Source organism: Pseudoflavitalea sp. G-6-1-2, assembly GCF_012927185.1.
In the GTDB taxonomy this organism is placed as follows: Bacteria; Bacteroidota; Bacteroidia; order Chitinophagales; family Chitinophagaceae; genus Pseudobacter.
Genome location: NZ_JABBGB010000001.1, coordinates 1,566,803 through 1,591,040, shown reverse-complemented (window position 1 = coordinate 1,591,040; position 24,238 = coordinate 1,566,803). Strand labels below are relative to the sequence as shown.

Here is a 24,238-nt window from a genome sequence, read left to right as displayed (position 1 = left end):
TATTTCAGCAACTTTGTAAATCTACACAAAAGTAAGGCAGTATACCCATGCACATACATTTTATACAGCATGTTCCTTTTGAAAGCCCCGGTTTCCTGCTGAACTGGGCAGCATCCAAACAGCATAGCACCGGTTTTACGAAGTTGTATGAAGAAGCAGTATTTCCTTCGCCGCAAAGTCTCGACTGGCTGGTGGTGATGGGCGGACCGATGGGCGTGCACGACGAAGCGGAATTCAGCTGGCTGGCTGCAGAAAAAACATTCATCAGGGAATGTATCGATGCAGGAAAGAAAGTGCTGGGCATTTGTCTCGGTTCACAGCTGATCGCCGATGTGCTCGGTGCGCGCGTGTACCGCAACCCCGAAAAAGAGATCGGCTGGATGCCGGTTTCGGTATTGCATCCCGAACATCCGCTTACACAGGGTTTTCCCTCTTCAGTTACAGTTTTTCACTGGCATGGAGATACATTTGAACTGCCTTCCAATGCAATCCGTCTCTTCGAAACAGCTGCCTGCGCCAATCAGGGTTATGTGATTGGCAACAATTTCGCTGCACTGCAGTTTCATATGGAAGTGGATGCGCCGCTTGCACAGCAGATGCTGCAACATGGCCGTGAAGAACTCACCGACGCACCGTTCATTCAATCTGAAGCTACCATTCTGCATCTTACGGAGACACATGCAGCCGCTACGCAGGCATACTTTGCGAAATTCCTCGATGCGTTTGAAATGATTTGAGAAGATACATTATTCTTGAAAAACTTCTTTGGCTTCTTTGCAAAGGGATATTCAGACACTGTCTAAAGATCTGCCGGACAGAGATGTGTCTCCGATGAACATTGGGTAAGAAGGATGAAGCATTGGAAGAATATCCAGCTTTCGTGCAACAGATTTTAAGGCCATTGTCTGAATATCTCTTTGCTGCGAATGGTTGATAAAGCAGGAATTAAACAGCAGAACTGTTACATATTCAGCGGGACAGGGCCGGGGATGGGGATGCGATGAGAGGTCTTGAAATCTGTTGCGCGGCACCCCGGATCTATTCTATTGCCCCATCCTCCATGCAACAGCTCATCGGAGACATAACGCTGCCCGGCAGATTTCACTACCTCGAATCGCAATCCCCTCACCGGCCTCATTAGCATACACAGCCTCCTCAATGGTTAATAATTATCAGTCTGATGCATGGAGCTCAAATCTGTATGCAAAGAGGTCATAGCAGTTGCTAAGGTTCATGGCCGCCAACGCTATTCCCAATAACTCAATCAGGTTTTTAACATTTGCATATACAAATATTAGTTGTACATTTGCATAGTCATTCGGGAATAAGCCCCCGCATTACACTCAGCAATGAAAGCCTCAGAGAGCAAATACAAACAATGCATGTACTTCGCTTCCAACGCACTCGCCCGCGTAGTAGAGAAACTATCGATCGATGTTTGGAAGAAGGTAGATCTTTCACCCAGCCATGCTTATCTGCTGATGCTGGTAGTGGAAGAACCCGGCATGCAACCCGGTTCGCTCGCAGGGCAGCTTCGGCTGACACCCTCTACCATTACGCGTTTGATCGAAAAACTGGAGAGCAGAAAACTGGTGGTAAGAACCAATGAAGGCAAGATCACCAACGTATATCCTACTCCAAAAGCAAAAGAACTTTTTCCTAAACTGATCGCGTGCGCCACAGAATTCACCACTAAGTATTACGCAATTCTGGGCAAGGAAGAATGTGATAAACTGACCCGCACAATGGCCAATATGGCCGACAAACTCGATCCTTAATTTTTTTTGCCTCAATACTTGTATATACAAATAATATAAACACAACACTATTTTAAATCACAACCACTAAAAATTCTGAGAGACATGAAATATGCAATTACAGGGGCCGCAGGCCATATATCAAAACCACTGGCACTGGCATTACTGGCAGCAGGACATGAAGTAACCGTTATCGGAAGATCAGCTGAAAACCTGAAAGTGCTTACAGACAAAGGCGCCAAAGCTGCTATCGGCTCTGTGAATGATGTAGCATTTCTTACTTCGGTTTTCGAAGGAAAAGATGCAGTGTACACGATGGTTCCGCCCGATTACGGAGCAGCGGATCTCAAAGCTCATATCCACGCTACCGATACACGATACGCAGAAGCGATCAAAGCATCGGGCGTAAAAAATGTGGTGAACCTGAGCAGCGTCGGCGCGCATCTTACGAACGGAGCGGGTCCAATCAATGGACTGCATTTCGGAGAACTGGAGCTGAATAAACTGGATGATGTGAACATCCTCCATCTTCGCCCCGCTTACTTCTATTATAACTTATTGGCTAATCTGGCGCTGATCAGGAACGCAAATATTATCGGTAGCAACTTCAGTCTTGCTGCTGGTAAGTTCCCCATCGTTCATCCATCGGATATCGCGGAAGTTGCAGCAAAAGCATTGCTGGCACTCGATTTCAAAGGACACTCGCATGTGTATATCGCCAGTGACGAAGTAGGCACAGACCAGATTGCAACCGAAATCGGCAATGCAGTAGGCAAACCCGGAATCCCCTGGGTGCAATTCCCCGACGATCAGGCGTTTCAGGGCATGCTTGGCGCAGGACTTGGCGAAAACCTCGCACAGAACTATGTTGAAATGGGAACAGGTATCCAAAGCGGTATCATCAACGAAGATTATTTCAAACAACCCAATCGCGTACTGGGTAAAACAAAACTGAAAGATTTCGCCATTGAGTTTGCAGCCGCCTACAATGCATAATGCAGCTGCCTCAATTGCAAAAAGAATATATTTTTGAACAACATTAATCCATTCATCATGATTGCAACGAACAGAAAAACGATCGACAGGAAGTACATCGACAGTGCAATGGATTACACTGCCTATCGCGAACTTATAGACAACCTTTTGCTCGAAGGAAAGGTAACCGGTCCACAACAATCGGAAGCCTTTGCCGCCTACACCAAACTGAATGTACAGCGCATGCAGCGTATCGATAAGACCATACAACTGCTGCCTGAATTACGCACCGCACTGCAGGCCATCAACCGCCCGCAGACCTGGCTGGTGATCACCGAAGGATGGTGTGGCGATGCCTCGCAGATTGTTCCGGTTCTGAATGCGATAGCAGAACATAATCCACTTATTCAACTGAAACTGGTATTGCGCGACGAGAACCTCGATCTGATGGATCAGTACCTCACCGACGGTACCAGCAGAAGCATCCCCAAACTGATTGTACTCGATACGGAAACTCTGGAAGAAAAATTCAACTGGGGTCCCAGACCCACTGTATTGCAGGAACTCTACAAGAAGATGCGGGCAGAAGGCATGGACTACAGCGCCATCTCTACTGAGCTGCATGCATGGTATGCAAAAGACAAAACACAGAGCACACAGCGCGAGCTGCTGAAACTGCTCATCGAATCATAAATAAGAATAGTGAATGATGGAAAGAGCTGTCTGAAATCAGGCAGCTCTTTTTTTTGTGCTTTCATCATCCTAAACGAACTACTGAGCAAACTCATTCTCCGCCACAGGTGCAAACAGCGGCAACCCGCACTACTCCTACACGGCTATTGCCTAGCTTTGCATTCCCCTCCTCCACTGTGCTGTTAATTCCCACCCTCGGTAATCATCCATTCCTGTAATGCAACCGCTCCGGCTGAATCATCCGGTTATCTTGTTTTTTACTTCAATACATAAACCTGAAACAATTATGAAACATTGGAAACAACTAATGGCAGCGATGCTGGCAGTACTCTTATTCGCATCCTGCGATAAAATATGGGATGTAATTCATGGAGGAGGTGGCGGCACCGACAAGAATTTCAGACTGAAAGAATTTACCAGAGACGCCCGGGTCTACAACTTTTATTACGACAAGTTAGGTTATGTAGATTCAGTAGTAGCGCGTGATCCGGGTAGCTTCCCTTACACGTACCGAGTATCGCATCGTGGCAAATACATCGATTCATCTTCACTATGGCAGAACGGAAAATTGCTTTCATCGAGAAAGAACGTGCAGTACAACAACAAAGGGCAGATCAAATCGTACGATTATCAATTGTACGTGTACTATTCACCAACCACTCACTACACACATCAGTACAATGATGCAGGAGATCTTCATGTACGAACCAAAAGCAATGAATTTGGGTTTCATGAAACTGACACTTTCAATTATTATCCCAACAAAATAGGGCTGAAGGAATGGATCAGCAGGAGTAACAGCTCAAGAAGTCAGAAATCATTTTCAAACGACACCCTGCTCAATCCCCTCGCTGCCATCCATGGCATCGAAGTAATTTTTGTTGAAGAGTCATTCGATGAATATTGGAACAACAAAAGAAACAGCATATCAGATTTTGTGAATAATCCTCCTTACGGTACCATCACCAACTACGTAAATGATTACGACAGTAAAAACCGGTTGATCAGAAAAATTCAAAGAGGCCCAACTGATAAGATATTGTTTACATTCAAATATTACTGATAACAATAAAAAAGCTGGCTGCAAACGCAGCCAGCTTAAATGTACTATGGAACAAAGCGGAAATTATTTTTCTCTTACACCCACAGCAATTCTTCTGTCGAGTTTTCTTTCTTCATCCGGTGCTGTGGCAGCAGCTTTTGCAAACTGCGAGCCATATCCTTCTGCACCTGCGATCTGTGCTGCGTTTGCGCCTTTTGCTTTCAGCGCCTTATCTACTGCGTTGGCACGATCCTGAGACAGTTTCATGTTCAGTTTTTCATCACCGCTCTTATCTGTGTAGCCACCGATCTTGATCTTCAGTTTCGGATAGGCTTTGAGGATAGCAGCGATATTGCTTACCTGCACCATGCTCTCATCTGTGATGTCGGCGCTTCCTGTTTTGAAATTGAGGTTATCGAAATCGAACCAAACGTCTTTGCCACCTTTTGAATTGGCATCGTTGAGGAAAGCAACGAGTTTGTCTTCGATACCACCTTTGTATGCATCGAGTTCGGTGCCATCAGGCAGTTTCACTTTGATGGATTCCATTACCGGAGCTGCGGGTGCCGCAGGCGGAGTAGTGGTGGTTCCTGTATTGGCTGTGCTGGTATCGGTAGCCACCTGTTCGGTAGTGGTTGCCATGCCGTCGTCTTTTTTGCCTTTTCCTCTGAGGAAGTAGATCAGCGCCAGTATCACCAGCAATGCCAGCAACAATGGCCAGAGCCATTTGGCGCCGCCTTTTGCTTTTTCGGCAGTATCGCTTGCATAGGCAGATGCTTGTCCGGCTACATGCTTCACCGAACCAGCTGCTCCACCAACGAGCCCTGATAATTTGCTGCCAAGATCACCGAGACTTCCCAGTCCCAGTGCACCTGCGATATTCAAACCAGATGGTACTGCTTTCAGAATGCTGTCTTTCTGTTCGGCCAGAAAAGAAGTCAATCCCGAAACGCCCATATTGCTTTGAGTAACCTGTTTGCCCAGTGAGCCCAGCGCTGCAGGAGCCGCCACACTCAGCAACGAAGAAGCCGATGATTCGCGGATGCCTGCAAAATTGGCGATGGTGCTGGTGATAGCATTGGTTTTATCACCAAACAAACCTTTCAGCATGTCCATGCCTTTGGTGAGCAGGGTACCGCCACCCAGCAGGTTACCGAGATTGCTCATGATTCCGCCACTGGCTGCATCTTTGGAAAGATTGAGTAAGCTGGCGGCTCCGTCTGCCGAGCTGCCTTTATTGAGTAAGCCCGTCAATACTGCCGGAACCGCGCCGCTGATTGCCTTTTGAATGCCTCCTTCGCTCTCACCAAAAGAGGATGCCATCTTACTAATTAGGTCATTGGTAAATAGTCCTTTCACCGAATCGAGAAGATTGAATGACATAAGAGAAAGTTTATAGGTTATCAAATAGTGTCAGAATTAACCCTTCACATTGCATGTATTTGTAATTTAATCAAATAATCACTTCATTCTCCGAATGAAAAGAATTAGATAATAACATAATACACGCGGGTTATCAACATGCCACGGCAAGGGACAATGGTAAGGGGGCTACCAATTCAATAAGGGATGAGGGGAGACTTCAGGTGGAAATGAGTTGTAAGATCAGATCAGGATCGGGGCAATTGGCTAAATACTTTTCTTTTTCAGACTCGCGGCATACGCCGGGATAATCGCCTTCTTTCAGTTCCATATCCAGCATGATCTGGAAGTGCAGGTGGGGTGGCCAGTTTCCGTTCTCGGAAGGTGTACCGAAATGCGCGATCTCCTGACCAAAGATAATGTATTGTCCGGCTGCAAGTGTCTGAATATCTTTCAGGCTCATATGGCCGTACAGGGAGTAGAACGGGAGACCATCCAGCTGATGCAATAAGATAAGGGTAGCACCGTAATCGCCATCGGCCTGGTTGTATGCGAAACTATGCACCATTCCTCCCATAAAAGCATACACGGGAGTACCTGCAGGCCCCCAGATATCGATGCCCAGATGGATATTCCTGCGTTCGTCTCCGGGTTTGTTTCCGGCAAACTCAGGGTGTGCGTCGTAGAGCTTTCTCTTTTCGGCATATCCTCCGATGGCATAGCGGCATTGCTGCTGTTCCAGTTGACGGTCGATCCATTTACTGAAACCCGCAGTGGTAGCCAGCGTCTCTGCGGTGAGTGCATTATTGTGAACACTCAGGTCGAGGGCCAGCAATTTCTCACCGGGATCAGTCTTCACTACCGGATGGAATGTAGACTGATACCGGCGGATAATATTACTGAAAGGGGATTCCATTATCTGTACTGAAGGTAACGCTAAACCACCACATTCAACATCTTTCCTTTCACGTAGATCACCTTCTTGGGAGATTTGCCTTCGAGCCATTTCTGTACGATCTCATTGGCCAGCAACAGTTGTTCAACCTCTTGCTGAGTAGCTTCGAGACTGAGTACCAGTTGCGTTCTCACTTTTCCGTTGATGGAAACGGGGTACTCTTTGCTGGTCTCGATGAGGTATTTCTCTTCAGCTACAGGGTAGCTGGCATCGAGCACAGATCCTGCATTGCCCATCAGCTGCCAGAGTTCTTCACTCACGTGCGGTGCATATGGAGTAAGCAGTATCACCAGTTTTTCGAGTATTTCTTTCTTATTGCATTTGAGATCGTTCAGTTCATTTACGCAAACCATGAAGGCGCTCACGGCTGTGTTGAAAGAGAAACGCTCTGTATCTTCTTCAATTTTCCTGATGGCTTTGTGGATCACTTTGAGTTCGGCGTCGGTGGCCTTGTCTGTGTTCCAAACCTGTCCTTTTGTTTCGTCGTAGAAAAGGCGCCAGAGTTTTTTGAGGAAGCGGTGAACACCTTCGATGCCTTTGATGTCCCATGGCTTCGATGCTTCGAGTGGCCCGAGGAACATTTCGTACATGCGGAATGTGTCTGCCCCGTATTTCTCTACTACCTGATCCGGATTGATTACGTTGTAGTACGACTTACTCATCTTCTCGATGGCAGATCCGCAGATGTATTTGCCGTCTTCGAGAATGAAAGTAGCATCAGCAAAATCCGGCTTCCATTTTTTGAAGGCTTCGGTATCGAGTTCCAGTCCGTCGACGATGTTCACGTCTACATGGAGCTGGTCTGTTTCGTATTTATCTTTCAATCCGGCAGAAACGAATTCGTTGCTGTTGCGTACACGGTAAACGAATCTTGAATCGCCGGTGATCTTACCCTGGTTGATGAGTTTTTTGAAAGGCTCATCGAAGCTGAGGAAACCGAGATCGTGCAGTACTTTCACCCAGAGGCGTGAGTAGAGCAGATGCGCTACGGCATGCTCGGAACCGCCGATATACACATCCACCTGGTTCCAGTAATCGAGGGCTTTGCGGCTCGCAAATTCCTGCTCGTTGTGAGGATCCATATAACGGAGGAAGTACCACGCTGCACCTGCGTGCGTGGGCATAGTATTCGTATCGTGCTTTTCTGTGTCGCTGATATTCACCCATGATGGCACATTCGCCAATGGGCCTTCGCCTGTGCCTGATGGCTTGAAATCGTCGCTGGGCGGGAGTTGCAGCGGAAGATCTTTTACGTCCATCGCGTAAGGCACATCGTTTTTGAAAACGATGGGGAACGGTTCACCCCAGTAACGTTGACGGCTCCAGCCGGCATCGCGCATTTTGTAGTTCACCTGACGTTTGCCGATTCTGGCTTCTTCCACCTTCTTCAATACCACTTCGATAGCATCGCGCATTACGAGGCCATTGAGGAAATCAGAATTTTCGAGAACCGCATCTTTGGTAGGATTGGCTTCCTTTCCATCGTATGCTGCTCCGATGATATTGGTGATGGGGATATTGAAATGCTGTGCGAATTTATGATCGCGTTCATCGCCACATGGCACGGCCATGATGGCGCCGGTTCCATAACCAGCGAGTACGTATTCAGAAATCCAGATAGGAATTTCACGGCCGTTGAATGGATTGAGGGCATAAGCGCCGGTGAAACATCCTGTGATCTTCTTCACCTCGGCCATGCGCTCCACTTCTGAACGGCTTTGCACGTACTGGAGGTATTCATCCACCGCTTGCTGACGATCGGCGGCAGTGATCTCTTTCACCATATCGTGCTCTGGTGCCACTACCATAAAGTCCACACCAAAGATGGTGTCGGGGCGGGTAGTGAACACCGTCATATCAGTAACGGTATTTTGTTCGCTTTTTACTTTGAAGCTGATCTCTGCGCCGAAGCTCTTGCCGATCCAGTTGCGCTGGATCTCTTTCATGGAGTCGGAGTAGTCGATCACATCGAGGCCTTCGAGCAGGCGCTCTGCATATTCGGTGATGCGCAGGTTCCACTGACGCATTTTCTTTTTGATCACAGGGAAACCACCGCGATAGCTCACGCCGTTGATCACTTCGTCGTTAGCGAGAACGGTACCGAGGGCTTCGCACCAGTTAACATCGGTGTAAGCGAGGTAAGCAAGGCGGTACTGCATCAGTATTTCGCGCTGCGCTACTTCGTCCATTGCCTTCCATTCAGCTGCAGTAAAGGTTTTGCTGCCGTTGCTCAGTTCATATTTATTGTTGGGGAAAGCATGCACTTTGTTGCCTTCTTTTTCGAAAGAGGCAACCAGCACTTCCAGTTTCTCTGCTTTCTTGTTGTGGCGATTGTAGAAACTCTCGAAAAGTTGCAGGAAGATCCATTGCGTCCAGCGATAATATTTCGGATCGCAGGTTTGCACCTCACGGCTCCAGTCGTAGGAGAAACCGATATTGTCGAGCTGACGGCGGAAAGTCTGGATATTGGCTTCAGTAGAAATTGCGGGATGGATGCCACGTTCGATGGCATACTGCTCGGCGGGTAATCCGAAAGCGTCGTATCCCATAGGATGCAGTACGTTAAAGCCTTTCAGCCTTTTATATCTTGCATAGATATCGCTGGAAATATACCCAAGCGGATGGCCCACATGCAGCCCTGCACCACTGGGGTAAGGGAACATATCAAGGATGTAAGCCTTTGGCTTTGTGCTGTCGTTGCTTACTTTGTATGCGCCGGAAGCGATCCATTGCTCCTGCCATTTCTTTTCGATATTTCTGAAATTGTATTCCATGCCTTGTCCGCCAACAGCGGCAAATTTTATGTTTGAGATAAAAGTTGAGGAAACGTTAAAAGCCCATGCCCTCAGAATTTTTCCGGCTTTTCAATCGTTAGAGGGGCATCAAAAATACGGATAATCCTGCTTAAACGGAGTAAATCTGTTATTTTTGCCTCACTACTAACCTCACAAAAATTTTATTTCATGGCTCAAATCGGAAAGGCAGCGGCCAAGCGTTCCAAGCCTAGTTATTTCATGGCTATCCTGGGCGTAACCATCGTACTTTTCTTCGTAGGCATATTCGGGTGGTTGTTACTCAACGCCAAGCGGTATTCCGAAGAACTGAGGGAAGGTGTGAAAGTGCAGATCTACCTCAGGAACAATATCACGCCAACCGATATCGAGGGAATGAAGAATTACCTCGCCACCAAGCCTTACACCAAGAGCCTTGAATTTATCGATAAGGAAGCTGCGAAGAAAAAGCTGATCGCCGACGAGGGACAGGATTTCTCCGAGCTGCTCGATGAGAATCCTCTCCCCAACTCATTCGACCTCAATCTCAAAGCAGAATACGTTCAGAAAGATACCATCGCAGCCATCAAAGCCGATCTCGAAAAGCAGAACATGGTGGTGGAAAGCGTAAAGTACCCCGCCTTCATTGTGGAGAAGATGGGATCTACCGTTAGAGTAGGCCTCACCGTATTCGCCATTCTGGCCGGTATCTTCTGTATTCTCAGCATTGTGCTGATAGACAATACCATTCGCCTCGCCATGTACAGCAACCGCTTCCTTATCAAAACCATGCAGATGGTAGGTGCTACGCGCGGGTTCATCTCCAGGCCCATGAATGTAAGGGCCATCATCAACGGAACCATATCCGCACTGATAGCCATCGGTGTAATCTATGGACTGATGGTGCTGAGCGAGCGTTTTCTCCCCTATCTTAAAGATCTCCGCGATAACAGTAAATTAATCATTCTCTTCCTTTTCCTGCTGGTGCTGGGAATCAGCATTTCGCTGTTCAGCACATGGCGCAGCGTGGTGAAATACCTGAAAATGAAACTGGACGAACTGTATTAAAACCACTATATTGCAACCTCAACATTGTACAATGGCTGATATTAAAGCAAAACCCGGTTCAACTACCAATAGCCTTTTCGGTAAAGAGAATTATGTATGGATCGTAGCTGGCATCGCCGTGATGGCGCTGGGCATTATTCTGATGTCTGGTGGCAAAAGCAACGACCCCAATGTATTCAACGACTCTGATGTGTACAGCAAAACCCGCATCACTGTAGCGCCGATTCTGATACTCCTGGGCCTGGGCATCGAAGTTTTTGCGATCTTCCGCAAGCCAAAAGCATAATGTAAATCCTGTACAATGAGTTTACTCCAGGCAATCATCATTGCCATTGTTGAAGGCATTACTGAATATTTACCTGTTTCTTCCACCGGGCATATGATTATCACCAGCAGCCTGATGGGGATCCACAAAAATGAATTCACCAAAGTTTTTGAGGTAGCAGTGCAGTTGGGAGCCATCCTTTCTGTAGTGGTATTGTACTGGAGAAAATTCTTCGATTTCAAACGCTGGCAATTCTACGTTAAACTGATCATAGCAGTGATCCCCGCACTGGTGCTGGGAAAACTGTTCTCCGATAAGATCGATGCGATGCTCGAAAGCCCTACCACCGTAGCTATTACGCTGCTGCTGGGAGGTTTCGTGCTCCTGTTCATCGACCGCCTTTTCAGAAACAGCACTATCGATACTGAAGAAAAGATCACCGGCCGCAAGGCGTTCATCATCGGTCTCTGGCAGTGTTTGGCCATGATACCTGGTATGAGCCGCAGCGCCGCAAGCATTATCGGTGGCATGCAACAGAAATTATCGCGCAGGCTGGCAGCTGAGTTCTCCTTCTTTCTGGCAGTGCCAACCATGTGTGCCGCAACCGGATATACCCTGTTCTTCAAAGACATCGAGATCGATGGAGTAGCCACCAAGGGATATAAGATGATCCTCGATTCTTCTGAAAACCTCACTGCATTCATTGTGGGGAATCTTACCGCCTTTGTAGTGGCTATGCTGGCCATTAAATTTTTCATTGGTTTTCTTCAACGCCGCGGCTTCCGCATATTCGGATGGTACCGCATCATCGTAGGTATTGCATTGCTGATCCTGATCTGGACCGGTGTGATCCACAACTGATCCGGGTTTCAGGATTCTGCTCCTATATAAACCGTTCAACCGCTGTACATGCAAACAACTGCATCTAAAAAAGTCATTAATGGCTGGGCCATGTATGATTGGGCCAACTCGGTCTACAATCTGGTAATTACTACTACTTTCTTTCCGATATATTTTGCAGCCATCACTGCAAAAGAATATGGAGCCAATTCAGTTCCGTTTCTCGGAAGGGAATACGTAAATACATCTCTTTATGATTATTCTCTTTCTGTAGCCTATCTCATCATTGCATTGATGTTTCCAATCCTCACATCCATTGCGGATACCCGTGGCAACAAAAAGCAATTCATGCGATTCTTCTGTTATCTCGGAGCAATCGGATGTTCAGCCCTGTACTTCTTCAAACTGGAATGGGTTCCGCTTGGGTTCGGCGTATTCTTTTTTATGCTGGCCGCTATAGGTTGGGCAGGAAGTCTGGTGTTCTACAATTCATACCTGCCTGAAATTGCAGCACCACAGGATATGGACCGCATCAGTGCCCGCGGGTTTTCTTATGGATACGTTGGCAGTGTACTTTGCCAACTGATCGGTTTTGCACTCATTCTTATGATGCCGGGAAAAGAAGGATATGCGTCACAGTTAACTTTTCTTCTTGTAGGTATCTGGTGGTTCGGATTTGCGCAGATAACTTTCAAAAGGTTACCGGCCAGTAAACCTTCCAACGAAAAACACGACAAAAGCGTACTCACCGAAGGTTTCCGCGAAATCAAAAAAGTATACAAACAGGTTACCACCATGCCTGTGCTGAAACGCTTCCTCCGTGGCTTCTTCTTTTACAGCATGGGCGTTCAGACGGTAATGTTAGCCGCTACCCTCTTCGGAGCCAAACTGCTTCAGCTCGATCAGACCAAACTCATATTAACTGCGGTAATCATTCAGCTCGTAGCCATCCTCGGCGCATGGGGTATGGCAAGGCTCAGTGCGCGCGTCGGAAATATTCAGGTGCTCATGGGTGTGGTACTCTTCTGGATACTCATCTGTATCGGCGCCTATTTCACAGCCGAAGTGAAAGAGAACGGCGGCGACCCCGAATATCTTTTCTACGGACTGGCAGTAGCAGTAGGGCTCGTAATGGGAGGCATTCAATCTCTCAGCCGCTCTACCTATTCCAAGCTGATGCCCGAAACCAAGGACACGGCTTCTTTCTTCAGTTACTACGACTTTACCGAGAAAATTGCCATCGTTGTAGGCATGTTCTCCTTCGGAATAATTGAAGAACTCACCAAACATCATGGTGGAATGAAAAACTCGGTACTGTCTTTGATCGTATTTTTCTTCCTCGGTTTTATCTGGCTCATCTCAGCCCTGGTAAAACAGAAGAAACTAAAAGCCATTCAATAACCAGCACTATTTTTTGTTCATGAAACTCTACACCATTAACACCGGTAATTTCAAGCTAGATGGAGGCGCCATGTTCGGCGTTGTACCAAAGCAGATCTGGAACAAACTCAACCCTTCAGACGAATTGAATCTCTGCAGCTGGGCAATGCGCTGCCTGCTGATCGAAGATGGGAAAAGACTCATACTGGTAGACAATGGCATCGGAGACAAACAAGACGCCAAATTCTTCGGGCACTATCATCTTCATGGCGACGACACACTCGATAAATCCCTGCAGCAGCACGGCTTTCATCGCGACGATATCACCGATGTTTTTCTCACACACCTTCACTTCGACCATTGCGGAGGAAGCATCATTCGCGAAGGAGACAAATTAACTCCCGCCTTCAAAAACGCTACATACTGGAGCAATCTCCGCCACTGGGAATGGGCCACCCAACCCAATGAACGCGAGAAAGCATCTTTTCTGAAAGACAATATTCTGCCCATTCAGGAAAGCGGACAACTGAAATTCATCGAGCCAGTGGATGGCATCGGTTTCGGGGATGGCATCACTGTACGATATGTGCATGGCCATACAGACGCCATGATGTTGCCACAGATCAGCTATAAGAACAAAACTGTTGTGTTCATGGCCGACCTGCTGCCAAGCATCGGACATATCCCCCTTCCTTATGTGATGGCATACGATATGTTCCCGCTGACAACACTCAATGAAAAGGCAAAATTTCTGAAAGAAGCGGTGGAGAAAGAATACATTCTCTTCTTTGAACACGATCCTGTGTATGAGTGCGCAACACTCGGAGTAACGGAGAAGGGTATTCGCCAGAAGGATTTGTTTAAGCTGAGTGAAATTTAACCGACAGCGTTTTCAATCAAAATACAAAACAGCATAGGCTGGCCCCAAAGGTCAGCCTATGCTGTTTTGTAGCGCTATGCTCAGACGCTTCCGAAGTAATTTCAACCGGCTGCAATAACAAGGGGCTGAACCAGATGGTCAGCCCCTTTTGTTTATGGGTTAAAGGAAAAAGCTTTCTTATTCCCAGCCCGGTGTTTGTTTGTATGCACCGTTGGCCCTTGCAATCTCATCCGGAGAAATAGGCCATGCCATATGTTTTGCCGGATCGAAATGACGCGCAGGCCAGATCTCCACCACATTAAATGGAGATTCAGGATTCGTAAGATCTGTATGCTTGCGGCCATGAAGCGGCGCATTGATCTTATCGTAATCACCCCAGCGTTTGAGGTCTTTCAGTCTGTCTGTCCATTCGCAAGCCAGCTCCACACGACGCTCGTGTTTGAGATCGGCCATTGTAGGAGACAATACAGGATCGAGCCCTACACGTGCGCGAACTTCATTCAACGGTGCAGCCGCTTCTCCGCTGCGTCCCAGCTGAATCAGCGCCTCTGCCTTGAAGAGCAGGATCTCCGCATAACGCAGCAATGGCAGGTTCAGTTTGGTAGTCGGATAATCACCACTCTGGTTGATCATCGGATTTTCTGCTGCATTATTGTTTTTACCATAGCTGTATGGTTCCATGTATTTATTGATCTGGAAACCGGAAAGGCTGTTGGTAGACCAGTACTTTCTTTCTACACCGAAGTATGTGAACTTATCGTTGAACTTCAGAATGGTGGCTTCTCTGCGCGGATCATTCGCTTCGTACTCCTTGTACAGCTCTTCGGTTGGCTGGAAGTAGCCCCATCCGTTGTAAACACCCCATCCTTTGTTCTCCAGAATTACACCGGGAAACTCAGATCCTCCGGTTACGCCGGAAGTAACGGACCAGATGTACTCGCTGCTCCAGTTGTTCTCGATAGCGAACACCTTTTTGTAGTTGTCGGCAACATTCGGTTGGTTCTTGATCAGCGCACGGCCACCTTCGTTTTTGATTTTCTCGCAGAGATCGGGAATCTGTGCCCATTTGCTGTTATCGTACTGAGCCCAGTAGGCATATGTTTTCACCATATAGCCCCATGCAGCCGCCTTATGCGCTCTGCCCTGATTACCGGCATTATAACTTTGAAACAACGGCAACAGTTCTGCTGCTTTGGTAAGATCGCTGATCACCTGTTTGTAATTATCGGTAACTGAAGGAAGCTGTGGCGCAATGCGTTTGCCGTACTCTGCATTTTCAGGTCCGTCGAATGCTACTCCACGGTCTTTATGACCCCATACAGATGCAATCCAGAAATGAGCAAACCCGCGCATGAAATATGCTTCACCGATTACGCGCTGACGAAGAGACTCAGTAACATTCTTTGCTTTAGGAGCGCCTTCGATCACCTGATTGGCTTTGTTGATGAGCCAGTAGAGATCGTTGTATCCTTCGGAAAGATATCCTTCGCGGCCGGTAGGAATAAAGTTCTTGATATTTTCTCCGTCTGCTTTTACACGGCCTACTACCAGATCGTCACTGGCATTCTGAACCCAGAACAGATCGCGGCCCCAGGTGCTTTCATAAGCCATGGGCACATACACAGCTGCGATAGCTTTTTCGAGATCCTTGTCGCTTTGCCAGAACACACCTGTGGAAGGATTACCTTTTGGGGTTACATCCACCCAGTTTTTTGAACAGCCTGTCTGCACTGCCAGCAGCGCGATACAGGAGATTTTATAGAGCGTATTTTTAATCATTGTTGTCAGAGTTTAATCGATCATAAGTTTAATTTGGCGCCGATCGCGAATGTGCGCGACACAGGGAACTGGCCGCCATCCATTCCTACACCGCCCACTTCAGGGTCCATGCCGGAGTATTTGGTAATCGTAAGCAGGTTATCTGCGGTGATGTATACACGAAGACCGGAGTTCCATTTCATTTTAGGGAATGTGTAGCCGATCAGTACATTCTTCACACGCATGTAGTTGCCGTTCTCCAGATACCAGTCAGAAGCTGTCTGGAAGTTCTTGTTGGCATCTTTTGCAGAGATGCGCGGAATGTCTGAATTTGGATTCTCCGGAGACCATGCACCGAGAATTTTATCCCAGCGGTTGTATCCCTGCTCAGATCCGTTGAGTGTAGATTGCTTGAAGGCATTGAAGAGTTTAACACCACTCACCCCTTGCAGAAATACACTGAAATCCCAATTCTTCCAGTTGATGGTTGCATTGAAACCATATGTGAGATCAGGGAAGGCGCTGCCCATGTACATGCGGTCGCCATCATCGATCTTACCATTGCCATCGTTGTCTTTGAACTTCAGGTCACCGGCTTTTGCATTCGGCTGAATTCTTTGTCCGTCTTTACCGGTATAAGCTGCTGCCTCTGCATCGGACTGAAAGATGCCTTCAGACTGAATCAGCCAGTAAGAATAATAAGGCTGACCGGCAGTACTGCGGTAAGGAGTAAGAACACTTCTCCAGCTTTCGGTGTGTGCCCAGAAGCTTTTAGGATTTTCATCGATCTCAACCACTCTGTTCTTCAGGGTTGCGATATTGGCTCCCACTTCGTAAGTGATCTCACCTGCTTTGTCTTTCCAGTTGGCAGAAAGTTCAAATCCTGTATTTCTGATCAGGCCTTCATTGATAAGAGGAGCGCCCAGACCCATGGAGTTGGGCCATTTGGTATCCTGTGTTTTGATCAGATCGAAGGTTTCTTTATTGAAGTAATCTGCAGTGAATGAAAGTCGTTTATCCAGCAACGTTACATCCAGTCCAATATCCCACTGCTCGGAAGTTTCCCATGTGAGGTTTGGATTGAACTGGCTGTTCAGGTACAGCGAAGTGGTAAGTGGAGCTCCGTTACCTACCTGATAAAGATCACTCGGATACAACTGAGGATAGCCATACCCTTTGCCTACAGAGCTCAGGTTTCCGATGCGTCCCCAGCTGGCACGCAGTTTCAGAAAATCAATTACCTCCGATTTGAAAAATGGTTCAGAGCTGATCTTCCATGCAGCAGTTACACCTGGCGTACCGATTCCTTTTTTGTTGATGGGAAGTCTGGCTGCAATATCATACCGGTAGCTGGCAGTAAGGAAATAACGGTCTGCCCAGCTGTACGACAAACGTCCTACATAAGAAATATTCCGGTCTTTCTCATCATAACTTCTTGGACGATCCTGATCCAGAATGCCTGCATTATCATAGAACTGCGCCCAGTCTTCTTCATTTCCAAATCCACGCGCGGCCAGCTTTAAACGGCGGTTGCGGCTTTCCTGAGCAGTCATGGAAGCCATTGCTCCGATATTATGTCTGCCAATGGTTTTGGTATAGTTGAGGGTATTTTCCCAGATCCAATGATACGCTCTGTTGGTTGTATCTGTGAGGTAGTTCTGATTGCTGGGCTTGCCAGGCTCTGTTCTCATCGGTTCAAAATTCTTGTACAGAATATTTGTATAACGATAGGAGAATCTCGAAGTGAGCGCCAGTCCCGGAACAATCGAAGAAATACCCAGTTCAGTAACCGACTGAACATCTGAATTCCGGTTGTAAGGTTTGTTCCTCAGCAAAGTACCAACGGGGTTGATGGCATCGCCATGGATACCGAGGTATTTCGAATCGCGCGGACCAACACCACCGAAGCTTCCATCTTCATAGTAAGGAGTAGCGGATCTCGGCATGTAGATCGCGGAAAGGATCACTCCGCTATAACCGCTGGAAGTTTGTGTACCGCGACTGTCGTTATTGTTCCAGAACAGATCCTGACGCAGTTTCACAAAACGATTGAAAGTATAGTTGGTATTGAATCGGAGAGAAAGATTTTTGTTATAGGTGTTCAGGAGGGTTCCCTGCTCATCTTCATATCTTCCCTGCAGCATAGTCGAAGATTTTTCGCCGCTGGTATTCAATGAAATGGTATGACGATGAATCAATCCTGTTCTGAAGATCTCGTCCATCCAGTTGGTACGGGTAACCTGCGCATATGGGTTAAGGGCAGCATTCCATCCTGCAAGCGGGTCGAGACCTGCATTGGTATACGCGAGATTGGAAACCTTCGCTTCGTCTTCAGCAGTGAGTGACTGCAGTGTTTTCCAGGCGGACTTCATACCAACAAAGCCATTGTATTCAACACCTGTTTTTCCTTTTCCTGCCTGACGCGTAGTGATAAGCATAACACCGGAAGCGCCTGTAAAAGCACCGTAGATAGCAGCAGAAGCGGCATCTTTTAAAATAGTAACTGATTCAACGTCAGCAGGATTATAGATAGCATTGGGGACACCATCCACTACCACCAGAATAGACTCGTCGCTTCTCGATCCCATACCGCGGATAGTAACTTTCGGTGTACTGTTGGGATGGCCACCATTGCTGATAACAGTAACACCAGGAACCCTGCCCTGGATCATACCTTCAACACTGGTAACGGGGCGGTCTTTGGCCTGTGCCAGATTAGGCACTGTAGAAACCGCTGCAGACAGATCACTTTTCTTCATGGTACCATAACCAATAACCACCACTTCGCTTGACGTAGTAGCTTCTACCTGCATTTGAATATTAACCGAAGCGTTACCAGCGTTTCCTACTTTATAATCGGAAGATTTATATCCGATGATGGAAAAAACCAGCACACTGCCTGCATCTGCATCGATGGAGAACTCGCCATTGCTGTTGGTGGAAGTACCTTTGGTAGTTCCTTTAACCATCACAGATACATTGGAAAGCGGCTCACCCTTTTCGTCGGTAACCTTTCCTTTGATGATGCCGAAATCTGCCAATGCATCAACAAAATCGGTAACAGGGGTTTTCTTTTTGATCACTACTGTTTTACCTACAACTGAGTAAGTGACCGGTTGATTTGCAAAACAGAGATCCAATACTTTTTCGAGCGGAAGGCCTGCTGCATCGATGGTAACAGGAGCTGTTTCTTTCAACCAGTTTTCGTCGAAGAAGAAAGCAACACCTGTTTGTTTTTTGATCTCACGGAACACTTTCTGCATGGACATTGCTTTTCCGAAAAGCGTCACTTTCTGCCCTATGGCGGCAGCACTGCAACATAGGCTGGCTACCAGTAAGAAAATTGCTGTGAACTTCATAATCAACAGCGTTTTTGTGAGCATACCACGCCTGCACAGAGCAAGGGGTATGCACGAATTTTTTTGCATACTTTTGTTCATGTTTGGGATTAAGAAACAGTTTGCGACAACAAATGTGGATTGCCCAAATTCACCGTCACGATCCTCCAATCGGGGCGGTTTCTTTTTTCAGGCCATCCTGTATTTTACAGTTAAAGAATTCTAGGGTAGTACGGTTATTTTCTTTCCTGATACTTTGAAACGCACTTCACTTTCTTCCATGATCTTCAATACCTGTGCAGCATTGCTGTTGCGGGGGATCTCTCCTCCGAACTTTCTGTTGGGTACTGCACCTGCATATTCGATCTCCACATCGTACCAGCGTGCTATCTGGCGCATCATAGTTTCCATATCGGTTCCATTGAATGAGAAGAAGCCATTCTTCCAGGCCATTACGGCATCGGTATCTGCATGGTCGAGGGTTTTGATGCTGCCCTGCTTGTTTACAGATGCCTGCTGTCCCGGATCGAGCAGCACAGACTGATTGTTCATAGCCACTTTCACCTTGCCCTCCAGCAGGGTGGTCTTAACAGCGGCCTCATCTTCATAGGCATTGATATTGAAATGAGTGCCCAATACCTGCACCTGGCCGCTCTGGCCTGCTGCATTATTGAACTGCACTATAAATGGCTGCGCCACAGAACCTGCGCCGGTACTGCGTTTGCCATGAGCCACTTCAAAATAGGCTTCGCCGGTGATGGCCACCTGGCGGGTATGCTGTGTAAAAACGGTAGGGTAACGGATTGAAGAAGCTGCATTCAGCCATACTTTGGTGCCATCAGCCAATATGAGTTGAAATTGTTTTCCTTTGGGAGTGGTGAGCGTGTTGTACTGAACATCGCCGGATTGAGCATTGCCTTCGTCGTACAACAATGTTCCGTTGTTGTTGCGTACACAGGTCTTGCCCTGCATGGCCAGTACGCCGTTGCCGGCACTATCCAGCACTACCTGGCTGCCATCGGCGAGTGTAAGTACTGCACCATTATTGCCGGGAGCAATATTGATGGTGGCGGCTTTCTGCGCAACGGTTTCAGTTGTTTTTGCAGTCTGCGTTTTTGAATGGTTCAGCGTGTAGAAAACACCTGCGCTGAGCAACAGCGCTACTGCTGCAGCCACGGCATACCACTTTCTGTTGTTTTTGGGAAGCACGGGAATTACTTCGGCTTCGTTGCTTGTGCTGAACAGGGCATCGAACTTTTCGTCCCAGTTGATGCCGGTTTCGCGCTGCTCTTCTTTGGCTGCTTCCCATTGCTGCAGCAATGCCTCGGTGAAAGCCTCATCGAATTGTCCACTCCGCGCCATCGACAGCAAGGCTTCCAGCTCATCCTGGGAGATGGTGTTGCTGGAATACTTTTCTATCAGATACTGCCATGAGTATTGTTGATCCATGCTCATAATTGTGGACAATAATGGTTGCTGCCAATAATGACGAAGTAAAAAAGGCGATTAACTAGTGAGGGAGAAAAAAAACTTACAGAATTTTTGCGATCAGCAAAACCATGGCCAGGTCCATGTTCTGGGCCAGGTATCTGTGTACGAATTTCTGTGCTTCAACCAGGTGGTTGTTTACGGTGTAGCGCGATACATTCAGTTGAGAGGCAATCTCTTCGTGAGACAGCTGCTCATCGTGCCTGAGCGTGTACACTTTTCTGCGCTGAGGGGACAGTGCCAGTACGGCTTCGCGTTGTTTCGATTCGAACTCTTTTACAAGCAGGCGCGTATCAGCATGGTCATTGGCAGCAATGGCCTGGATCTGATCCCAGAGCAGTTCCTGCAAACGGGCATTGCCGGCTGCTGAGCGGAGAAAGTCTATAGATTTATTGCGGGCGATGCGAAACAGGTAAGAATCGAAATTGTCCACCTCACTCATTTTCGAGCGGTGGGTCCAGATTTTCATAAATACATCCATCACCAGCTCTTCTGCCACCTGCTCCGATTTTGTAATCTTAGCAATGTAAAAGAAAAGCCGGTCGCGGTAAATTTTGAACAGCTGCCTCAGCGCTGCATCGCTGCCATCGGCGAGCTGATGCAGTAGTTGAGTCTCACAATATGAAGTACTCCTTTCCATAACCGGGCCCAAAATAAAGCAACAGTAATGATCAAAACAGCGCCAAAGAAAAAGGCAATGATAAATTAACTTTCTTCCACATATTAAAGATAATAGTCCATTATCAAAAACAAAAGACCCGCCAGATGGCGGGCCAATATTTTTTTTAAGGAGCTGAAAGTGGGTTACAGGCTGATCAGAGAAGTGAGCCTGTGTCTCAGGTTTCTGTAGCTGATCATATCCACTTTAATGCTTCCAACAGAAATGGGGCTCTCGATGCGAACCGGAATATGATTGGCATCATCGCTTACCCATACCGTCATTTTTTCTCCACCTTCGAAGATGGTTCCTTTGATGAGCAGCGGTTTAAACTTCACTGCACGGAATTTACCATACTTGGTTTTGATGGTTTCTTTTCCGAGATAGCGGATATACATTTCGTACACCTCATTATCGAGGAACATGGAGAAAGTGATCTTATCGCCGGGTTTGTAACTGTTGAAATCGATATTGCGTGCGTAGAAGATGGCGCTCAATACATCCTGAATACACTCCGGCGTTTTGAACACACCGTTATTGGTTACGGCTGTATTGGTGGTTTTGTTGAAGGTAACGTGTTCGTATTTTTTGTATCCGCCTTCATCGATATTGCGCACGAAACGATATGGCTGCAGCGTAGCGGTATCGATATAGCTTTCATACTTATCGCGCACCTTGAAGAAATTATCGTAGAAGCTGTAAGTTTTTCCATCACCCACCAAGTGATAAACAGGCTTGTTGTTCATGCGCTCCAGCGTGGTAGTGAAATTGGCTTCACCTGCTCCGAAGTATGCGCCCACAACTGTGTAGAATACTTTGAAAGTAATCTGTTCCCCTGCTGCGAACGACGTGTTGCGCAGATTGCAGAAGCCATCACCTGCTTCCAGTGGAAAGCTGGCTACGATTAAGATTGCCAAAAGTCCGGTTCTGTAGAGTTTCATGAATAGCTCGTCTGATTAATTATAAAATATGTACCGTGGCGCTACCTGTTTCTGAAAATTCGGATACTTAAAATTAGTAAACTTCCAATCAATGCCGGTATTACCAGATTGATAACCCATATAGACAATGAAGTGGCAAGTACCCCTATCATATTTGTGCTAAAAAATTGTACCAGTTCGATACTGGCCTTCCAGCGTACACCCAATTCAGTTATCATGGCAATGGAAGGCACAATGGCCAACACCAGAAACACAACTGCCATAGAAGCAAAGGTTTCCGTTAGTGTAAGGCCTACATTGAATACCTCAAAGAGCAGATAATACTGTGCTACGAATACTGCATACCGTATAATACTCAAAGACAAGATCTTCCATAAGATAGTTGCGTTAAAAGAATCCAAAACCCGGATATACTTAACCATTTTACCCAGTTTCGGGATCATCTCTAATCCTTTCACTAACCATGCCAGCCTGAAATAAAGAAGGGTTAAAACCACAGCGCCGAACACGGTTACCCACAAAACCGTATTGATCCAGAATGCCATGCTCTCATCTGCCGGCTGGGTAGTTAATATGGTATGGCGCAGATAAATGAGGCCTACCAATCCGGCAATCATAGTAACCAGCAGTTGTGCCATACTGCACACAATGGTAAGCGAGATGGCCTTGATGCGGTTGCCTTCTTCGATGTAGAGAATTCTCCCGAAGTACTCACCCATTCTGTTGGGTGTAAAAAAGGCCAGCGTTGTACCGGTAAAGATCGCTTTGGTACTCTGCCACAGCGATAGTGGTTGCAGCTTTCTGATCACCAGCTGCCACTTGCGTGCTTCTATTCCCCAATTGATCAGCATCAGCAGAATCACCACCACCAGTTTACCGATCTGCATGCCTGCAAACGCCTCTTTTATCTGATGAAGAGACTGCTCCCAGTTAGGCTGGCGGTTCAATTGTTTATAGATAGAAAAAGCCAGCAGGCAAAACACCAGCGGGCCTATCACATAATTGAGGATTAATTTGATATTTTTGTTCAGTGGTAACAATCCGATTTACAAATTAATTGAATCCCCCTCACACTCATTGCAAAAGTCTTCTAAAATAATTCTTGGTATCGACCCCGGTACATTGCTGATGGGGTACAGTGTTATTTCCGTTACTGCCTCTGTAATCAAAGTGGTGGAGATGGATGTGCTTCGCCTCAGCGCAAAAAAAGACAACTACGAACGCCTGCACATGATCCATCAACGGGTGAGTGAACTTATTCAACAGTTCAAACCGAAATACTGCGCAATCGAAGCGCCGTTCTTCGGCAAGAACGTTCAGAGCATGCTCAAACTCGGAAGAGCTCAGGGGGTGGCCATTGCAGCAGCTATGCAATCGGGGCTTGAAGTACACGAATATTCTCCCAAAAAGATCAAGCAATCCATTACAGGCAATGGTAATGCAGATAAAGAACAGGTTTGGAAGATGCTGCAGCAGATGCTCCATCTGCAGGATGCCTGGGTTCATACACACGATATGTCCGATGCACTGGCAGTGGCTGTCTGCCATCATTTTCAGGATAAACCCTTTCTCGGCAATCAGGACAAAGTATTGAAAGGATGGGATGATTTTCTCAAGAAGAATCCCGGCCGCATCCGATCATCCAAATAAAATTTCGCTTAGAGTTCCAGGTTAGCAATGATCTTTTCCTGCGCGATCTTCAGTTCTTCGGGACTCACTTTTATTTTCCCTCTCGTAAAGTTAAGATCATCGATATTGTTGATGGGCACCAGGTGAAGGTGGGCATGCGGCACTTCGAGACCAACAACCGCCATGCCTGTTCTGTTGCAGGGAAATGATTTCTCTATGGCTTTCGCAATAGGTTTTGCAAACACCAGTATTTCTGCTAGGAATGTATCCGGTACATCAAAGAATTTATCTGTTTCAATTTTCGGGATCACCAGCACATGGCCGTGAGTAAGCGGAAAGATGTCGAGAAAGGCGAAGAACTTATCGTTCTCCAGAATTTTATAAGAAGGAATTTCTCCGGCTATGATCTTTGAAAATATTGTCATGTAACAAATCTAC

At 46.9% G+C, this 24,238-nt stretch carries 21 protein-coding genes; 11 read left to right on the top strand and 10 right to left on the bottom strand.

Translation table 11 applies throughout. From position 1 onward, the window contains the following. The first annotated feature begins 47 nt into the window (after positions 1 to 47). From HHL16_RS06615 to HHL16_RS06595, 5 genes are all read left to right on the top strand, one after another. Positions 48 to 737: a type 1 glutamine amidotransferase gene (locus HHL16_RS06615; protein WP_169424338.1), complete on the top strand. Its 690-nt coding sequence runs from the start codon at positions 48 to 50 to the stop codon at positions 735 to 737. A gap of 612 nt (positions 738 to 1,349) precedes the next feature. Continuing rightward, positions 1,350 to 1,778: a MarR family winged helix-turn-helix transcriptional regulator gene (locus HHL16_RS06610; protein ID WP_169424337.1), complete on the top strand. Its 429-nt coding sequence runs from the start codon at positions 1,350 to 1,352 to the stop codon at positions 1,776 to 1,778. A gap of 84 nt (positions 1,779 to 1,862) precedes the next feature. Beyond that, positions 1,863 to 2,753 carry an NAD(P)H-binding protein gene (locus HHL16_RS06605; protein WP_169424336.1) on the top strand — a complete coding sequence of 297 codons (891 nt, stop codon included), beginning with the start codon at positions 1,863 to 1,865 and terminating at the stop codon, positions 2,751 to 2,753. 57 nt (positions 2,754 to 2,810) lie between these two features. Next, positions 2,811 to 3,425 carry a thioredoxin family protein gene (locus HHL16_RS06600; protein ID WP_206022270.1) on the top strand — a complete coding sequence of 205 codons (615 nt, stop codon included), beginning with the start codon at positions 2,811 to 2,813 and terminating at the stop codon, positions 3,423 to 3,425. Between the two features lie 286 nt (positions 3,426 to 3,711). Then, on the top strand, positions 3,712 to 4,488 hold the full coding sequence (locus HHL16_RS06595) for a hypothetical protein (RefSeq protein WP_169424335.1): 777 nt from the start codon (positions 3,712 to 3,714) through the stop codon (positions 4,486 to 4,488). Between the two features lie 63 nt (positions 4,489 to 4,551). On the opposite strand, the gene HHL16_RS06590 is transcribed toward HHL16_RS06595, so the two are convergent. From HHL16_RS06590 to leuS, 3 genes are all read right to left on the bottom strand, one after another. Then, complete coding sequence (locus tag HHL16_RS06590; RefSeq protein WP_169424334.1) at positions 4,552 to 5,850, bottom strand: OmpA family protein; 1,299 nt, start codon at positions 5,848 to 5,850, stop codon at positions 4,552 to 4,554. A 199-nt stretch (positions 5,851 to 6,049) separates the two neighbouring features. Further along, positions 6,050 to 6,745: a peptidoglycan DD-metalloendopeptidase family protein gene (locus HHL16_RS06585; protein WP_169424333.1), complete on the bottom strand. Its 696-nt coding sequence runs from the start codon at positions 6,743 to 6,745 to the stop codon at positions 6,050 to 6,052. Positions 6,746 to 6,765: 20 nt separating this feature from the next. Then, entirely contained in the window at positions 6,766 to 9,558 is a 2,793-nt protein-coding gene (gene leuS / locus HHL16_RS06580; protein ID WP_169424332.1) for a leucine--tRNA ligase, read from the bottom strand. A 189-nt stretch (positions 9,559 to 9,747) separates the two neighbouring features. Between leuS and HHL16_RS06575 the strand changes: the two genes are divergently transcribed. The 5 genes from HHL16_RS06575 to HHL16_RS06555 are packed head-to-tail and all read left to right on the top strand — an operon-like array spanning position 9,748 to position 13,988. Continuing rightward, positions 9,748 to 10,623, top strand: coding sequence for a permease-like cell division protein FtsX (locus HHL16_RS06575; RefSeq protein WP_169424331.1), 876 nt, complete (start codon positions 9,748 to 9,750; stop codon positions 10,621 to 10,623). A gap of 31 nt (positions 10,624 to 10,654) precedes the next feature. Further along, on the top strand, positions 10,655 to 10,909 hold the full coding sequence (locus tag HHL16_RS06570) for a DUF3098 domain-containing protein (RefSeq protein WP_169424330.1): 255 nt from the start codon (positions 10,655 to 10,657) through the stop codon (positions 10,907 to 10,909). A gap of 15 nt (positions 10,910 to 10,924) precedes the next feature. Next, positions 10,925 to 11,749 (top strand): undecaprenyl-diphosphate phosphatase, encoded by an 825-nt coding sequence (locus HHL16_RS06565; RefSeq protein WP_169424329.1) that lies wholly within the window; start codon positions 10,925 to 10,927, stop codon positions 11,747 to 11,749. Positions 11,750 to 11,797: 48 nt separating this feature from the next. Continuing rightward, positions 11,798 to 13,129 (top strand): MFS transporter, encoded by a 1,332-nt coding sequence (locus HHL16_RS06560; protein ID WP_169424328.1) that lies wholly within the window; start codon positions 11,798 to 11,800, stop codon positions 13,127 to 13,129. A 19-nt stretch (positions 13,130 to 13,148) separates the two neighbouring features. Then, positions 13,149 to 13,988 (top strand): MBL fold metallo-hydrolase, encoded by an 840-nt coding sequence (locus tag HHL16_RS06555; protein WP_169424327.1) that lies wholly within the window; start codon positions 13,149 to 13,151, stop codon positions 13,986 to 13,988. 177 nt (positions 13,989 to 14,165) lie between these two features. Here HHL16_RS06555 and HHL16_RS06550 read toward each other — a convergent pair whose 3' ends face one another. From HHL16_RS06550 to HHL16_RS06525, 6 genes are all read right to left on the bottom strand, one after another. Next, on the bottom strand, positions 14,166 to 15,767 hold the full coding sequence (locus HHL16_RS06550; RefSeq protein ID WP_169424326.1) for a RagB/SusD family nutrient uptake outer membrane protein: 1,602 nt from the start codon (positions 15,765 to 15,767) through the stop codon (positions 14,166 to 14,168). Positions 15,768 to 15,787: 20 nt separating this feature from the next. After that, positions 15,788 to 19,105 (bottom strand): TonB-dependent receptor, encoded by a 3,318-nt coding sequence (locus HHL16_RS06545; RefSeq protein WP_240965875.1) that lies wholly within the window; start codon positions 19,103 to 19,105, stop codon positions 15,788 to 15,790. A 201-nt stretch (positions 19,106 to 19,306) separates the two neighbouring features. Continuing rightward, positions 19,307 to 20,533 carry a FecR family protein gene (locus HHL16_RS06540; protein ID WP_169424325.1) on the bottom strand — a complete coding sequence of 409 codons (1,227 nt, stop codon included), beginning with the start codon at positions 20,531 to 20,533 and terminating at the stop codon, positions 19,307 to 19,309. 82 nt (positions 20,534 to 20,615) lie between these two features. Further along, positions 20,616 to 21,212 carry an RNA polymerase sigma-70 factor gene (locus HHL16_RS06535; RefSeq protein ID WP_169424324.1) on the bottom strand — a complete coding sequence of 199 codons (597 nt, stop codon included), beginning with the start codon at positions 21,210 to 21,212 and terminating at the stop codon, positions 20,616 to 20,618. A gap of 164 nt (positions 21,213 to 21,376) precedes the next feature. Beyond that, the gene (locus tag HHL16_RS06530; RefSeq protein WP_240965872.1) at positions 21,377 to 22,147 is read right to left on the bottom strand and encodes a DUF3108 domain-containing protein; all 771 of its coding nucleotides are present in this window, start codon (positions 22,145 to 22,147) and stop codon (positions 21,377 to 21,379) included. Between the two features lie 65 nt (positions 22,148 to 22,212). Beyond that, a complete protein-coding gene (locus tag HHL16_RS06525) occupies positions 22,213 to 23,169 on the bottom strand; it encodes a lysylphosphatidylglycerol synthase domain-containing protein (protein ID WP_169424322.1) in 957 nt (318 codons plus the stop codon). Positions 23,170 to 23,248: 79 nt separating this feature from the next. Here HHL16_RS06525 and ruvC point away from each other — a divergent pair, with 79 nt between their 5' ends. Then, on the top strand, positions 23,249 to 23,821 hold the full coding sequence (gene ruvC / locus HHL16_RS06520; protein ID WP_169424321.1) for a crossover junction endodeoxyribonuclease RuvC: 573 nt from the start codon (positions 23,249 to 23,251) through the stop codon (positions 23,819 to 23,821). An 8-nt stretch (positions 23,822 to 23,829) separates the two neighbouring features. On the opposite strand, the gene HHL16_RS06515 is transcribed toward ruvC, so the two are convergent. Further along, positions 23,830 to 24,225 carry an HIT family protein gene (locus HHL16_RS06515; protein WP_169424320.1) on the bottom strand — a complete coding sequence of 132 codons (396 nt, stop codon included), beginning with the start codon at positions 24,223 to 24,225 and terminating at the stop codon, positions 23,830 to 23,832. Between the last annotated feature and the right edge of the window lie 13 nt (positions 24,226 to 24,238).